The 13,240-nt window shown below is 69.3% G+C and carries 12 protein-coding genes and 1 rRNA gene; 3 read left to right on the top strand and 10 right to left on the bottom strand.

Features of this window, described 5'->3' with window-relative positions; genetic code table 11:
• Positions 1-152 precede the first annotated feature (152 nt).
• Both rrf and ACWCXB_RS04620 read left to right on the top strand, forming a co-directional pair.
• A 5S ribosomal RNA gene (rrf, locus tag ACWCXB_RS04625) occupies positions 153-269 on the top strand.
• Positions 270-386: 117 nt separating this feature from the next.
• Positions 387-950 (top strand): GNAT family N-acetyltransferase, encoded by a 564-nt coding sequence (locus tag ACWCXB_RS04620; protein ID WP_450718932.1) that lies wholly within the window; start codon positions 387-389, stop codon positions 948-950.
• 75 nt (positions 951-1,025) lie between these two features.
• Here the strand turns inward: ACWCXB_RS04620 and ACWCXB_RS04615 are convergent, their stop codons facing one another.
• The 7 genes from ACWCXB_RS04615 to ACWCXB_RS04585 all read right to left on the bottom strand — a co-directional run bounded on the left by ACWCXB_RS04615 (position 1,026) and on the right by ACWCXB_RS04585 (position 9,940).
• Entirely contained in the window at positions 1,026-2,516 is a 1,491-nt protein-coding gene (locus ACWCXB_RS04615; protein ID WP_450718930.1) for an esterase, read from the bottom strand.
• A gap of 140 nt (positions 2,517-2,656) precedes the next feature.
• Positions 2,657-4,252: a type VI secretion protein gene (locus tag ACWCXB_RS04610; RefSeq protein WP_450718928.1), complete on the bottom strand. Its 1,596-nt coding sequence runs from the start codon at positions 4,250-4,252 to the stop codon at positions 2,657-2,659.
• Position 4,253: 1 nt separating this feature from the next.
• Positions 4,254-5,678 carry an ATP-binding protein gene (locus ACWCXB_RS04605; RefSeq protein WP_450718926.1) on the bottom strand — a complete coding sequence of 475 codons (1,425 nt, stop codon included), beginning with the start codon at positions 5,676-5,678 and terminating at the stop codon, positions 4,254-4,256.
• A gap of 44 nt (positions 5,679-5,722) precedes the next feature.
• Complete coding sequence (locus tag ACWCXB_RS04600; RefSeq protein ID WP_450718924.1) at positions 5,723-7,276, bottom strand: SCO6880 family protein; 1,554 nt, start codon at positions 7,274-7,276, stop codon at positions 5,723-5,725.
• Positions 7,273-8,634, bottom strand: coding sequence for a hypothetical protein (locus ACWCXB_RS04595; RefSeq protein ID WP_450718922.1), 1,362 nt, complete (start codon positions 8,632-8,634; stop codon positions 7,273-7,275). Before ACWCXB_RS04595 ends, ACWCXB_RS04600 begins: the two co-directional genes overlap by 4 nt.
• A complete protein-coding gene (locus ACWCXB_RS04590; protein ID WP_450718921.1) occupies positions 8,624-9,448 on the bottom strand; it encodes a hypothetical protein in 825 nt (274 codons plus the stop codon). The genes ACWCXB_RS04595 and ACWCXB_RS04590 overlap by 11 nt, the downstream gene beginning before the upstream one ends.
• Positions 9,449-9,631: 183 nt before the next feature.
• A complete protein-coding gene (locus ACWCXB_RS04585) occupies positions 9,632-9,940 on the bottom strand; it encodes a hypothetical protein (RefSeq protein WP_142217964.1) in 309 nt (102 codons plus the stop codon).
• A 351-nt stretch (positions 9,941-10,291) separates the two neighbouring features.
• On the opposite strand from ACWCXB_RS04585, the gene ACWCXB_RS04580 reads away from it, so the two are divergent.
• Positions 10,292-11,095 carry an SAM-dependent methyltransferase gene (locus ACWCXB_RS04580; protein WP_450718919.1) on the top strand — a complete coding sequence of 268 codons (804 nt, stop codon included), beginning with the start codon at positions 10,292-10,294 and terminating at the stop codon, positions 11,093-11,095.
• 53 nt (positions 11,096-11,148) lie between these two features.
• On the opposite strand, the gene ACWCXB_RS04575 is transcribed toward ACWCXB_RS04580, so the two are convergent.
• The 3 genes from ACWCXB_RS04575 to ACWCXB_RS04565 all read right to left on the bottom strand — a co-directional run bounded on the left by ACWCXB_RS04575 (position 11,149) and on the right by ACWCXB_RS04565 (position 13,199).
• A complete protein-coding gene (locus tag ACWCXB_RS04575; protein ID WP_450718917.1) occupies positions 11,149-11,274 on the bottom strand; it encodes a hypothetical protein in 126 nt (41 codons plus the stop codon).
• A gap of 149 nt (positions 11,275-11,423) precedes the next feature.
• The gene (locus tag ACWCXB_RS04570; RefSeq protein ID WP_450718915.1) at positions 11,424-12,506 is read right to left on the bottom strand and encodes a PDDEXK nuclease domain-containing protein; all 1,083 of its coding nucleotides are present in this window, start codon (positions 12,504-12,506) and stop codon (positions 11,424-11,426) included.
• A 69-nt stretch (positions 12,507-12,575) separates the two neighbouring features.
• Positions 12,576-13,199: a hypothetical protein gene (locus ACWCXB_RS04565; protein ID WP_450718913.1), complete on the bottom strand. Its 624-nt coding sequence runs from the start codon at positions 13,197-13,199 to the stop codon at positions 12,576-12,578.
• Between the last annotated feature and the right edge of the window lie 41 nt (positions 13,200-13,240).

Here is a 13,240-nt window from a genome sequence, read left to right as displayed (position 1 = left end):
GGTTGATAGGCCGGATATGGAAGCCAGGTAACTGGTGGAGTTGACCGGTACTAATAGGCCGAGGGCTTGTCCTCAGTTGCTCGCGTCCACTGTGTTAGTTCTGAAGTAACGAACTCGCCTTTTGCCGGCTGGAGTTCACATCTTCATAGTGTTTCGGTGGTCATAGCGTTAGGGAAACGCCCGGTTACATTCCGAACCCGGAAGCTAAGCCTTTCAGCGCCGATGGTACTGCAGGGGGGACCCTGTGGGAGAGTAGGACGCCGCCGAACAATCATTGCAAAAAGCCCCGGACCTTGTGGTCCGGGGCTTTTCTGCGTTCAGGGACGATCTCCCGGAGACCGGGAAACTACCTTGCCCGGGGCCGGTGCCGTGACGAGGATCAGGGGATGGAACATGTCATCCGGCCCGTGCGTGCCGAAGAGTGGGCCAAGGTCCGTGAGCTCCGGCTCGCCGCCCTGCAGGACCCGCTGTCGCCGATAGCCTTCCTGGAGACGTACGAGAGTGCTCTCGAGCAGCCCGATTCGTTCTGGCAGGCGCGAACCAGCACCGGAGCAGCGGGGCGGGACGTCATTCAGTTCGTCGCCGAGGCGCCGGACGGTCGCTGGGACGGCACCGTCACAGTGCTGGTGGAGAGGGTGGGGGCCGAGCCGCGGGTCGGCAAGGCCGCGACCGTCGAGCAGACGCATGTGGTGGGGGTGTTCGTACGGCCCGAGGCGCGGGGCGCGGGGCTGGCCGACGAGCTGTTCCGTGCAGCGCTCGAGTGGTCGTGGGCGCTCGACACGCCGGCCGTCGAGCGCGTCCGGTTGATCGTCCACTCGGAGAACCGGAGGGCGGAAGCCTTCTACCGCCGGATCGGGTTCGTCCCGAGCAGCGATCCCGCTCCCGTTCCGGAGAACGAGATGGAGCGCGAGTACGAGATCCTGCGTCCCCGCGAGCCGCTCAACGACTGACGACTGACGACTAACGTCCAGGGACAGGCGTCACGCCGGGGCAGGGCTTGTTGACCTGCCCCGGAGTGCTGTGTCCTACTCGTCGATCGCCGCCCCGTACAACGCGTCCAGCGACGGGGCGCCGAGTGAGCCCCCGCCGTACGTCCATGAGCCGGACGCCGTGATCCCGCCCGAGCCGGCCGAGAGCACCCACACGACGCCGTCGTTCGTGTTCTCGCCGGGGGCTGCGGCCAGCAGGCCGAAGCGGCCGTCCCTGTTCGGGTCGGTCAGCCTGACCTGGCCGCCCCAGCGGTCGCCCCGCTCGGCGGTGCCCGGCACATAGGCGGAGTTCTGGTCCCACGACTTGGCGCCGGTGGCGGTCAGTCCGCCGGCCGCGCCGCGGAGCACCCACACCGCCCCCGCGTCCACGACCGTGCCGATGTCCTCGCCGGCGGCACCGATCGCCACGTCCGCGTACCCGTCGCCGTTGGTGTCCGCGACGGAGAGGTCGGTGCCCCAGCCGTCGCCGCGCTCGGCCGTGCCGGGGACTCCGGGCGAGTTCTGGGTCCACCACTGGGGCGGGCTGCCCGCACCGTCGATGCCCAGCGGCCCGTCGGGGCTGCCGTAGTAGACGCCGACCTGGCCGCCGGTCATCCAGTCGCCTCCGTCATTGGGGCTGTGCGGCTCACTGGTGACGAGGTCGTCGTAGCCGTCGTTGTTGATGTCGCCGGACGCCACGACCGGGCCGCCGCGCAGATCGCGCTCGTACACCAGTCCCCGCTCCTGACCGGAGAGGAAGACCGACCAGCCGTGGCCCGGTTCCTCGCCCACCGAGACTCCGGAGACGATCAGGTCGGCGAGGCCGTTGTTGTCGTAGTCGCCGGTGGTGAGGGACTTGGGCAGGATCTCGCGCCCCTCCGCGCCGACGGTGAGGCGGTTGCGCGAGGTGCGCGCCAGCGGTGCGGACTGCGGCTGTGGGACGGCCTCGTAGGCGTACAACTCGAGGTCGTCGCGCTTGAGAACGGCAAGTTGGTCACCCGGGCTGTCAGGGCTGAATCGGGCCGCGGCGAGGGCGCTGCCGAATCTCTCGCCGGCCGCGGGCTTCGCGGTCTCCAGCCAGTCGCTGTTCGCGCCGACCAGCCCTCGCGACGATCCCCACAGGATGGTGATGCCGCCCGCGTCCGCGATCGTGCCGATGTCCTCGCCCGGGATGCCCACGATCGCGTCGTCGTAGCCGTCCGCGTCGAGGTCCCCGGTGGCCACGGCCCTGCCGAAGCCGTCGCCCGTTTCGGCCGCGCCCGGCACCCCGGTCGTGGACTGGCTGACGACGGCGACCCGGCGGGTGCCGATGCCCGTCGACGCGCCGTACTGCACGGTCACGTACCCCGCGCCCTTCTTCCCACTGACGGTTCCGCCCGGCGCGCCGATGAGCACGTCCTCGTAACCGTCGCCGTTGAAATCGCTGTTGCGGTCACTTGCGTGGGTTCCGCCGGGGGTGCCGGCGTAGGCCGAGGGAGCGGCGATGACCGCTCCCGCCATCAGGAGAAACGAGGCCGCGGCTACGGCGGCCGTACGGTACTTGCGCACGAGCGGCTCCTTGGCTCAAGGATGACCGGGCGGGTGCGGGGGGTACGGGGGTGGCGGAAAGGGCCCGTTCCTTCCCGGCGTCCTGTTTGACCGTGCGTGCGGCAAAAGGGTTGTACGGGCTCGTGTGGTGGAAACGGCACCTACCGGGTGAGGGGCTCGCTCCAGCGGGCGCGCGCCTGTTCGAGGGAGCGCAGCAGCGCCAGGGTGGGCAGGCCCTGGTCCGGGCCGGAGGTCAGCAGCTCCGGGAGCAGGGGGAGCGGTGCCACGGCGGCGACGTCCTCGAGGACGAGCGTGAGTGGTGGGTCGAGCCGACCGTCGGATGACCGTGCGGCCATGCGGCGGCCGTGCTCGACCACGCTTGAGGTGAGGGCGGTCAGCAGGGGCATCGCGCCAGGGCGGGTGCGGGGATCCTCGATCGGTTCACCCACCACATAAAGCGTGCCCCCCTCGTCCACGAAAGATTCCAGGGCGAGCGCATCGGCTCGATTGGGTGTGCAGGCATCGCGGATATGTACGGATGCCAGCGCCGCGAGTGCACGGACCGTCAGTTCCTGGGCCATCTCGCGACGTTCGGGATGGGCAGTCAGCGCCGATTCGAGGAGTCCCGCGATTCCGGAGGCTGCCTTGGGGTGCGTACGGAGGACACGTACGGGTTCATGGGCGCTGCTGCCCTGGGCCCAGCGGTGGATCTGCTTGAACGGGCGGCCGTCCACGGCTGCGGCGTGCAGCCAACAGCGCAGGAGCGTTTCAGCGGTGTCGGCGAGCGCGGCGTCCAGGCGGGCGTGGGGGCGTACGGGGGCGAGCAGCGCGGCTGCCCGGGCGGCGGCGGTGTCGGCGTCCTCGCAGCCGGCGGTGGGCGACCAGTGGAGGCGGGCCGGGGTGTCGCACAGGTGGCCGGGATCGTAGACGAGGACAGGGCCGAGCTTGGCGCGGGCGCCCTTCGTCTCCGCCCACACGGTGGGGTCGGAGGTGACGACGAGCGCGGGGCCGTCGGCGTCCCGGATGGCCTGGACGGTGGAGGGCCGACGGGTGGGCGGGTCACCGTAGACGACGAGGGGGCCGCGCGGGGCGGGGACGGTCGGCTCCGTGAAGGGGCCGGCTCCCGCGGTCCTGGGCTTCGTCGCGACGGAGGGGACGGCGGGTGCGGCGGGTGCGGCAGGAGCAGCGTGAGCGGTGGGGGTGTGGCCGGCTTCGGGGGTCTGGCCGGCCTCGACGGCGTGGCCGTTCTCCGCGGCGTGGCCGGTTGCGGTGGGCGGGACCGCATCGGACCCGGTCGCGCCGGTCGGGAACGCCGTCGTACCTGCCGCCGCGGGCTTCCGCGTCCGCGAGGCCCGCGAGGCCCGCACCGCCCGCCATCGCGCGAGTGTGCCCAGGACGAAGACCGTGAGCACGACCAGGACCATCAGCTCGCCGATCAGCAGGCCCCAGAACAGGCCGTATCCGGAGAGCCGGCCCGCCGGGGTCGAGGGCCAGGCGGCCGGGAGGTCGTGCGGTTCCGAGGCCAGGCTGCGCATCGCGAGCGGGGTGCGCGTGAACGTCACCCCGTCCGGCCATGCCCCGTGCGCGAACAGTCCCGCCAGGCCCGTCGCCGTCCACACCAGCAGCGTCAGCCCGAGCAGGAAGCCCAGCAGGCCCACCAACAGGCCGTCGGGGATGCCCCGTTCCTCGCGGAAGCGGTGCTCGCGCCCGCGCGATGACGGTGACGGTGGCAGTAGCGGTGGCGGTGACGCTGACATCTCACGCCACCGTCGACTCGGAGGACTCGCTGAGACGGGCCTGCTGTTGCTGCTCGATGCGGGCCGCCCGCTGTTCCGCCTCCCAGTCCGCCGCCCGTACGTCTTCGGGTACGTCTTCCCGTACGGACGATTCCGTCATGGCCCTGTCCGTGTAGACCAGCGGGCGTTCCGCCTCTGTGACCAGGTGCTTCACCACCTGGACGTTGCCGTTGACGTCCCACACCGCGATGCCGGGCGTGAGCGTCGGGATGATCTCGACGGCCCACCGGGGCAGGCCCAGGACCCGGCCCGTCGCGCGTGCCTCGTCCGCCTTCTGGGCGTAGATCGTCCGGGTGGAGGCCATCTTCAGGATCGCCGCGGCCTCCCGCGCCGCGGCCCCGTCCACCACGTCACTGAGGTGGTGGACGACCGCGACGAAGGAAAGCCCCAGCCGGCGCCCGAACTTGAGCAGCCGCTGGAAGAGCTGCGCCACGAACGGGCTGTTGATGATGTGCCAGGCCTCCTCGACCAGGAAGATCCGCTTCTTCCGGTCGGGCCGGATCCAGGTGTGCTCCAGCCACACACCGACGATGGCCATCAGGATCGGCATCGCGATCGAGTTCCGGTCGATGTGCGACAGGTCGAAGACGATCAGTGGCGCATCGAGGTCGATCCCGACCGTCGTCGGCCCGTCGAACATGCCCCGCAGATCACCGTCGACGAGCCGGTCCAGGACCAGCGCGACGTCCAGTCCCCAGGCGCGTACGTCGTCGAGGTCGACGTTCATCGCCTCCGCCGACTCGGGTTCCGGGTGGCGGAGTTGCTCGACGATGTCGGTCAGCACAGGCTGCCGGTCGGTGATGGTCTCGTTGACGTACGCGTGGGCGACCTTGAGCGCGAAGCCCGAGCGCTCGTCGAGCCCGTGCCCCATCGCGACCTCGATGATGGTCCGCAGCAGCGCCAGCTGGCCGGTCGTGGTGATCGCCGGGTCGAGCGGGTTGAGGCGGATGCCGCCGTCCAGGGCGGCCATCGGGTCCAGGCGGATGGGCGTTATTCCCAGCTCCTGGGCGATGAGGTTCCACTCGCCGACCCCGTCCTCGCCCTGTGCGTCCAGGACGACGACCTGCCGGTCGCGGAAGCGGAGCTGCCGGAGCACGTACGTCTTCTCCAGCGCGGACTTGCCGTTGCCCGACTCGCCGAGGACCAGCCAGTGCGGGGCCGGCAGCTGCTGCCCATACAGCTGGAAGGGGTCGTAGATGTAGCCCTTTCCGCTGTACACCTCGCGGCCGATGATCACGCCCGAGTCGCCGAGCCCTGGCGCGGCGGTCGGCAGATAAACGGCCTGGGCCTGGCCCGTCGACGTACGCACGGGCAGCCGCGTCGTCTCGACCTTCCCGAAGAGGAAGGACGTGAAGGATTCGGTGAGGACGGACAGCGGATCTCGCATCTGATCAGGGCCCCTATCGGCGCGTATCGGCGCGTGTCGGCGCGCTAGCGGCGGATGCCGGTCGCGAACGGCAGCGTGTTCACAAAGGCCCGGTGATGCTCGCGGTCGCACCACTCCAGCTTCAGATACGACTTGCCCGCCGAGGCCCTGATCGTGCGCTTGTCCCTGGCCAGGGCTTCGGGCGTACGCGACGACACAGTGATGTACCCGACAAGATTGACGCCTGCCGCGCCACTGGCGAGATCTTCACCCCGCTGGTCGAGCCTGCCGTGCGCGGCGATGTCGCGCGGGTCGACGGTGCGGTTCATCTTGGCGGCGCGGCTCGCCTCCGCCTCGTCGTTCGTCTTCTCGGTCAGCATCCGCTCGATGGCGACCTCGGTGGGTTCGAGATCCATGCAGACTGCGACTGTACGGATCACATCCGGGGTGTGGACGAGCAGCGGGGCGAGGAAGTTGACGCCGACGGGGGTCATCGGCCACTCCTTCACCCACGCGGTGGCGTGGCACCAGGGGGCGCGGGTGGACGACTCGCGGGTCTTGGCCTGGAGGTACGTCGGCTCCATCGCGTCCAGTTCGGCGGGCCAGGCGTTGCGCTTCGTCATCGCCTGGATGTGGTCGATGGGGTGGTCCGGGTCGTACATGGAGTGCACGAGGGACGCGAGCCGGCCCTGGCCGAGGGGCTGGCGTACGCGGATGTCGGCCTCGGCGAGCCGGGCGCAGATGTCGGTGAGCTCGCGGGCCATGACGACGGCGAGCCCCGCGTCCTTGTCGAGCTTCTTCGTGCCGCTCGTCTGGCGGGCGGCACGGGCCATGGTGTGGGCCTCGGCGGCGAGTTCGCGGGTGTAGTGCATGCACGCGACGAGGTAGGCGCGGTGCTGCTCGCTGGAGGTGGACACCATCGACTGGAGCTGGTCGTACGAGTCCCGCAGCCATCCGGGCGCGGACGCGTCGCCGCGCTGGGCGACGTCCTTGGCGTGGGCGTCGGGGTCGGCGGGGAGGGTGCGGGCCAGCATCTGAAGGCGGGTCACGAAGCCGTCGCCGTTGGCGACATGCTTGAGCAGGGTGCCGAAACGGTCCACCAGGGCTTCCTGGTCCTCGCTGTCGCGCAGTCCCACGCCCGGGCCCTCGATCTCGATGGCGGCGGTGACGGTACGGCGGTCGGCGTGCAGCAGTACGGCGATCTCGTCCGGGCCGAAGGGCGCGGCGAGCCAGTTGATCCTGCCGATGCCGGGCGGGGGCCCGACCTCGATCTCGCGGCCGTCGATGCGGGTGCCCGCCTCCATGGCACTGGAGCGGTAGAGGGTGCCCCGGCGGAGGGTGCGCCGGTAGCTGCGGTTGATCTCGAACCAGCGGTAGAAGGTGCGCTGCTTGTACGGGACGTACACCGCGGCCAGCGCGAGCAGCGGGAACCCCATGAGCAGCACGATCCGCAGGGACAGGGCGGGGACCAGCAGGCCGCTCATCATGCCGAGGAACGCGCCGGCGATGATCAGGGCGATCTCGCCGGTCTCGCGGTTCTTGCCGACAATCGCGTTCGGCCGGGCCCGGCCGATGAGATACGTACGGCGGGGCGCGATGGGCTGGGACTGCGTCGTCAACGCCCTCCACCTCCTGTGTTTCCTGTGCCGGTGCCTGTGCTCTTGCGATGGCTGTGGGGGGTGCTCGTGCTGGGGGCGCTGCCGCCGCTACGGGGCGGAGGTGCGGCGGAGGGGACAGTTCCGCCGCCGACCCCGCCCCCGGTTCCGCCCCCGGTTCCGCCGCCGCGGGAGCTGTGGGCGGCGACCCCGCCGGCGATGGGGCTCGCGGGCCGGGCCGCGGCTCCGTCGTTGCCGCCGCCGCGCTGGTCGCTGCGGCTGGAGTGGGTCTTGATGCCCTGCGAGACGAGGGCGGCGGGGGAGCTGATGACGGCGGCCGCCTTGTTCTCCGCGCTGTTCTGGATGCGGTTGTTGCGGGAGGCGGCGATCTCGTCGCCGAAGCCGGGCACGAAGCGGTAGATCATCCCCGAGGCGAAGATCGCGAGCAGGATGATCGCGAGGCCGGTCACGACCGCCGAGAACGAGTCCGGCCCGTCGTCGCCGGACAGCGCCCCGGCGAGGCCGAGCACGATGATGATCACAGGCTTGACCAGGATCACCGCGATCATGATCCCCGCCCAGCGGCGCACATGCCCCCAGAGGTTCTTGTCGACGAGCCCCGAGTACACGACGACTCCGAGCAGCGCGCCGACGTAGAGCAGCACGGCGCGGAGGAACAGCTCCAGGTAGAGCACACCGGCCGCGAGCACCGTCACCAGCGACACGATGATCAGCATGATCGGCCCGCCGCCGATGTCGTCGCCCTTCTTCAGCGCCTCCTTGAAGCTCCCGAAGAACACATCCGTCTGGCCCCCGGTGCCGGCCGCGATGACGTCCGTGATGGCGTCGGTCGCCGAGACGAGTGTGTAGAGGATCAGCGGGGTGAAGGCCGAGGCCAGGACCGTCAGCCAGAGGAACCCGACCGCTTCGGACATCGCGGTCGTGAGCGGTACGCCACGGATGGCGCGCTTGGCGACCGCGAGGAGCCAGAGGAGGAGGGTGAGGAAGGTCGCGGCGGCGAAGACGACGGCGTACTGGGCGAGGAAGGTGCCGTTCGTGAAGTCCACCTCGGCGGTGGACTTCACGGCCTTCGACAGCGCGTCGATGATCGACACGGCGGCGTCGGCGCAGCCCTTGGCGAGGGACGCGAGCGGGTCGAGGGGAGTGGTGGGGTCGTCGAGGGCGGGGGCGCGGCGGGCGCCGTCGCCGTTGCTGCAGTACTCCTTGGCCGGACCGATCAGGAGGTCGCAGGGGTCATTGCTCGGTGTCGGTGTGGGCGACGGCGCTGCAACGGCGCGCGTCGCGAGCAGGAGCAGTGCCGTGGGCACGGCCACCAGCACGGAGACGGCTGAGCGGGTGCGGTGCTGAGGACTACCGGGCATAAGTGAAGCCTCCGTACTCCTCAACGGCCTTGCTGATCTCGTCCGAGCTTGACGCTGCGATGTCGCCAGGCACCGGTGCCGGGCCGTCCTTCTGGGTGTCAGCGGTGATCTTCCAGTCGTTGTCCGCCCACGTCAGGTCGAAGGTCCAGGTCTTCCACGTCGTGCTCACGGGGTCGGTCGATTCGGGGCCCGACATGCCGATCAGTCCGGTGTACCAAACCGACACCTTGGCGGAGTCTCCTGCGAAGCTCTCCACCTTGGTCCCGACCGGGATGGTCCTGGACACGAATGTGCTGCCATCTGGTGCGTCGCCATTGGCGTCCAGCCCCAGCTTGGCGAGGAACTCTGCGGAGTAGGCTGCGTCCTGCGGGCCCTTGAGCTTGGCCGCCGCCTGGGACGTGTAGACGGTGTCCACGATCTGGTGCCGGCTGTCCTTCTGAAACATGCCCACGGAGCCCAGCGCGACGGCATAGTTCGACGCCGCACTCTGCGCCCCCTGCTCGTCCCGCGCATACCCCGTCGGGATCTCCCCGTTCTTCCCGGTCACCGGCCGCACCCCCGTCGCCGCCGTCGGGGCCGTGCCGCCCTGGGCCTTCCCGTCCGTCTTCGGGGTGTCCGTTCCGTCACCGCGGTTCGCGAACGCGATCGCCGCGATCAGGAGCACGACCACGCCCACGAACGTGATGAGGGAGCGTGAGTTCCGCGCGGGCCGTCGCGCGCCCCCGTACACGTCGCCGCTCCCGCCGGTTTCCGGGAGGCGGGTGCGCGTCTGTCCCGTACCTCCGATGCCGTCGTTCTCGTCGCCGAAGCTCATGCCGCGTACGCCCCCTCGTAGCCAAAGCTGTGGCCGTAGCCGTAGTACGACGGTAGCCGTGCTGGTGTCCGCGCGGGCGCGGTGTGGTGACTCGACATCAGGGACATCAGGGGGACGCAACCTCTGCCGGTGGGTGCGACGGGCGGATGGGATCGGGGACGGATGGAGTCGAGTGACGGGAGGTCAGACAGCCATCCCGTACACGATGGTGAACAGGGTCCCCAGTGACCCGATGATGAAGACTCCGGTCAGTCCGGCCACGATCAGGCCCTTGCCCTGCTCTGCGCTGAACGTGTCGCGCAGAGCCGTCGCGCCGATGCGCTGCTTCGCCGCGCCCCAGATCGCGATGCCCAGGCAGAGCAGGATGGCCACCGCCATCACGACCTCGATCATCACGCGGGCCTCGTTCCCAAGGCTTCCGAAAGGCCCCCAGTTCGGGGCGATTCCCCCGATGATGGTGGTGATGTCGCCCTTCTCGGCTGCCAGGATCATGTAACTCACCGCCCCTGTCAGGTAGTTCGACGCCCCTGCCACTCGGCACGGGTCACGCTCTATCTTCGCTGATGAAACCGGTCTCGTGCGCCGACTTGGCTGGTCTCTTTACCCGATCCCCGCACACACGACCGAACCGGCCGCGCTGACCTGCGACGGCAGCGGACAGGTTCCATGCGAGCACCCATATGGTAACTCTGTGTATCACGCACGGTGACTCCGGGCAATGACTGTCGTTGGGGCACTCAGGGCCGAAAATCACGAGGTCAGGGCGGTGGCTCCGGGGCGCCGGGGAGAGGGGTGTCACTCCAACGGCTCTGGTGGCAGGGCCGGTTGGATTACGTTGACGGTATGACAGGTGATCAGTACCTCTCGCGTATCGACACGTCACGCCCGCACACGGCCCGTATCTGGAACTACTGGACCGGAGGCAAGGACAACTACCCGGTCGACAGGGAGGCCGGCGACCAGATCAGGAGGCTCCATCCCGGGATAGGTGAGTACGCGCTCGCGGACCGCCGTTTCCTCGGGCGTTCGGTGCGGTATCTGGCCGCCGAGGCCGGCATCCGGCAGTTCCTGGACATCGGTACGGGCCTGCCGAGCGCCGACAACACCCACGAGGTGGCCCAGCGCGTCGCGCCGGAGTCGCGGATCGTGTACGTCGACAACGACCCGCTCGTTCTCGCACACGCCCGCGCGCTGCTCACCAGCTCACCGGAGGGGGCGACGGACTACCTCGACGCCGATCTGCGTGACGTCGACACGATCCTGGAGCGTGCCGCGCAGACCCTCGATCTCAGTCGGCCGATCGCGCTGATGCTGCTCGGGGTGGTCATCTTCATCGAGGGTGACGAGGAGTCGTACGCGCTCGTGCGACGCCTGATGGACGCGCTGCCCTCCGGGAGTCACCTCGTCCTGTCCCACACCGTCATCAGCCCGGCGATGCCGGACGTGGACGCGGCGGTGGCCTTCTGGAACGAGCACGGCACGCCGCGGCTGACGCAGCGCACGCCGGAGCGGATCGTCCGCTACTTCGACGGGCTGGAGCTGCTGGAGCCGGGGCTTGTCTCCTGCAACCGCTGGCGTCCGGACCCGGGGGATCCGCAGGAACCGGAGGAGGTCGCGATGTACGGGGGAGTGGGGCGCAAGCCTTGAGAACGCCGACAGGGCGGCCCCGGAACTCGGCGCCGCCCTGCCGGACCGTCGGCTCATGCCCGCACGGTCACCAACCCGAGCAGTGCCACGGCGATCGCGATGAGCGCGATCACGGCCACCGCGGCGGCCGTTCCTCCGGAATCGCCGGCTCGGCGGACCTTGTTCCCCACGTTCTCCATGTGCTCTCCTGCGTTGCTCGCCCCGCCGTTGGTCGTCGGCGGGGATCGTTCACAGCCTTCCTGGCTGCGTAACGCAGCGTAGTGGCCGCTGGTCCAGACAACCTGACCGGGGTGGGGTGCGTCGGCCCGGCCTACGGCTCGGCGAAAGTTCAACCGGCCGAGCTGTCGGGCTCGTTGTCCAGGACCTCTTGGGCTACGCGCACGAGGTCCTCCTCGCTGGGCATGAGGGCACGGACCCGGGGCGGCAGTGTGGAGTACGTACTGACGGCGAGCGGATGGTTGTTGCCCTGCAGCGCGATCTGGCACGCGGCCCTGTTGCGTTCGGTGCCGATCAGAATGCCGAGGGTCGGCTCATCGCGTTCCGGATCGCGTACGAGCTGGTCGACGACCCCGACATAGAAACCGAGCTTGCCGATGTGCTCGGGCCTGGCTGCCTTGGTCTTGAGCTCCACGACCACGTACCGGTGCAGCCTGAGGTGGTAGAAGAGCAGGTCGATCCGGAACTCCTCGCCTCCGATGACGACCGGGTACTGACGCCCGACGAAGGCGAACCCGACTCCGAGCTCAGTAAGGAACCGGACGATGTTCGCGACGAGCGCGTCCTCGAGCTCGCGCTCGCTGTGCTCCTTGTCGAGCCCCAGGAAGTCAAGCCGGTACGGGTCCTTGGCGATGTCCTGGACGACGGCCGCGTCCTTGGGGACCGTGGCGTTGAAGTTGGTGTCGGCGCAGCCTTGGGAGAGGTGCAGGGCGTGGGCGATGGAGCGTTCCAGCGCGTCACGGGACCAGCCGTTGTGGACGGCCCGGGAGGCGTAGAAGTCCAGCTCGGAGCGGGTCTTGAGCTTGGTGATGAGGACGGTGATGTGGCCCCACGGCAATTGTGCAACGGGCTGTTGCACAATTGGCTTCGGCCAGGTCCGGGCCATCTGATGCATGTACATGAGGTTGCGGCGCGAGAATCCGCGCTGGTTCGGGAACACGGTCTTCAGGTCGGCGGAGAGGCGGTCCACGACCTTGGCGCCCCAGCCCTCCTCTTTCTGGCGGCGCAGGATGTGGTGGCCGATCTCCCAGTACATCTGGACGAGCTCGGTGTTCACCGCTCGCTGGGCGCGGACACGGGCGCGTGAGACCGTCTCCTTGATCTCGCTGAGCAGGTCCCCGTACCAGGACGGCAGGGCGGCGGCCTGGCCCTGAGCGGGGATGACGGTCTTGTCGGTGTTGTTGCTGTTGGACACGGGGCCGAGTTTTGTCCAGTCGCCCGGTGCTGGTCCGGGGAATGTCGTACATGTCTACCGAACGGGTGATCATAGGTCCCGTCCGGCCGGATGCCAGCCGTCCGGTCCCTCGACTGCTCCGCGGACCTCGTCAGGGACGCGGCTGCATTGGGCGTAAACGCTGACGAAGAGTGTCGTGGTCGAGTCGTTCCAGCGGACGTCGATCATGTCGCTGCTCTCCGGATCCTCGAAGCGGAAACCCAGCTCCACGAACGTGTTGCCGGCGCGGTCGCCGTCATGGGTGAGCTTCCAGCCACGTGCCGACAGCTGCTGACGAAGGCGCTTCTGTGCCGCGCGGGCGTCTGCCTCCGGGATCTCTGCCACTTCCCAGGAGTGTTCGAAGCTGCTGACATCCAGCCGGGCTTCGTCGATGTGGGCGAAGGACTGGAGCCCGCGGTAGTAGCAGGCGCCCGTGGAGATGCCACTGTGCTGCACGGCGTTCGGTTCGTTGAGACCGAACCCGTCGTACGTCCACTGCGACCGCTCCCGAAGGCGTTCGGCGACGGTCTTGGGATCGGCCGACGGATACGGAGTGCCGTACCAGACGGCGCGGGCCCCGATGACGACGCCGTACGCTGCCGCGACCGTCACGACGAGCAGCCCGAGGATGGCCAGGAGCGTGAGTGGACGGCGGGTCCGCTGTTCGACCTTCATGGCTCCGAGACTATGAACCAGCGGGTCGGTGGGCCTGAGTA

Source organism: Streptomyces sp. NPDC001514 (genome assembly GCF_053597075.1).
The sequence above is the reverse complement of the archived record's forward strand: the minus strand, read 5'-3'. Positions and strand labels throughout refer to the sequence as shown.

Coding starts and splice junctions, on each gene's coding strand:
- ACWCXB_RS04620 (WP_450718932.1), top strand. CDS start 387: ATGGAACATGTCATCCGGCCCGTGCGTGCCGAAGAGTGGGCCAAGGTC.
- ACWCXB_RS04610 (WP_450718928.1), bottom strand. CDS start 4,252: ATGTCAGCGTCACCGCCACCGCTACTGCCACCGTCACCGTCATCGCGC.
- ACWCXB_RS04605 (WP_450718926.1), bottom strand. CDS start 5,678: ATGCGAGATCCGCTGTCCGTCCTCACCGAATCCTTCACGTCCTTCCTC.
- ACWCXB_RS04595 (WP_450718922.1), bottom strand. CDS start 8,634: ATGCCCGGTAGTCCTCAGCACCGCACCCGCTCAGCCGTCTCCGTGCTG.
- ACWCXB_RS04590 (WP_450718921.1), bottom strand. CDS start 9,448: ATGAGCTTCGGCGACGAGAACGACGGCATCGGAGGTACGGGACAGACG.
- ACWCXB_RS04585 (WP_142217964.1), bottom strand. CDS start 9,940: ATGATCCTGGCAGCCGAGAAGGGCGACATCACCACCATCATCGGGGGA.
- ACWCXB_RS04580 (WP_450718919.1), top strand. CDS start 10,292: ATGACAGGTGATCAGTACCTCTCGCGTATCGACACGTCACGCCCGCAC.
- ACWCXB_RS04575 (WP_450718917.1), bottom strand. CDS start 11,274: ATGGAGAACGTGGGGAACAAGGTCCGCCGAGCCGGCGATTCCGGAGGA.
- ACWCXB_RS04565 (WP_450718913.1), bottom strand. CDS start 13,199: ATGAAGGTCGAACAGCGGACCCGCCGTCCACTCACGCTCCTGGCCATC.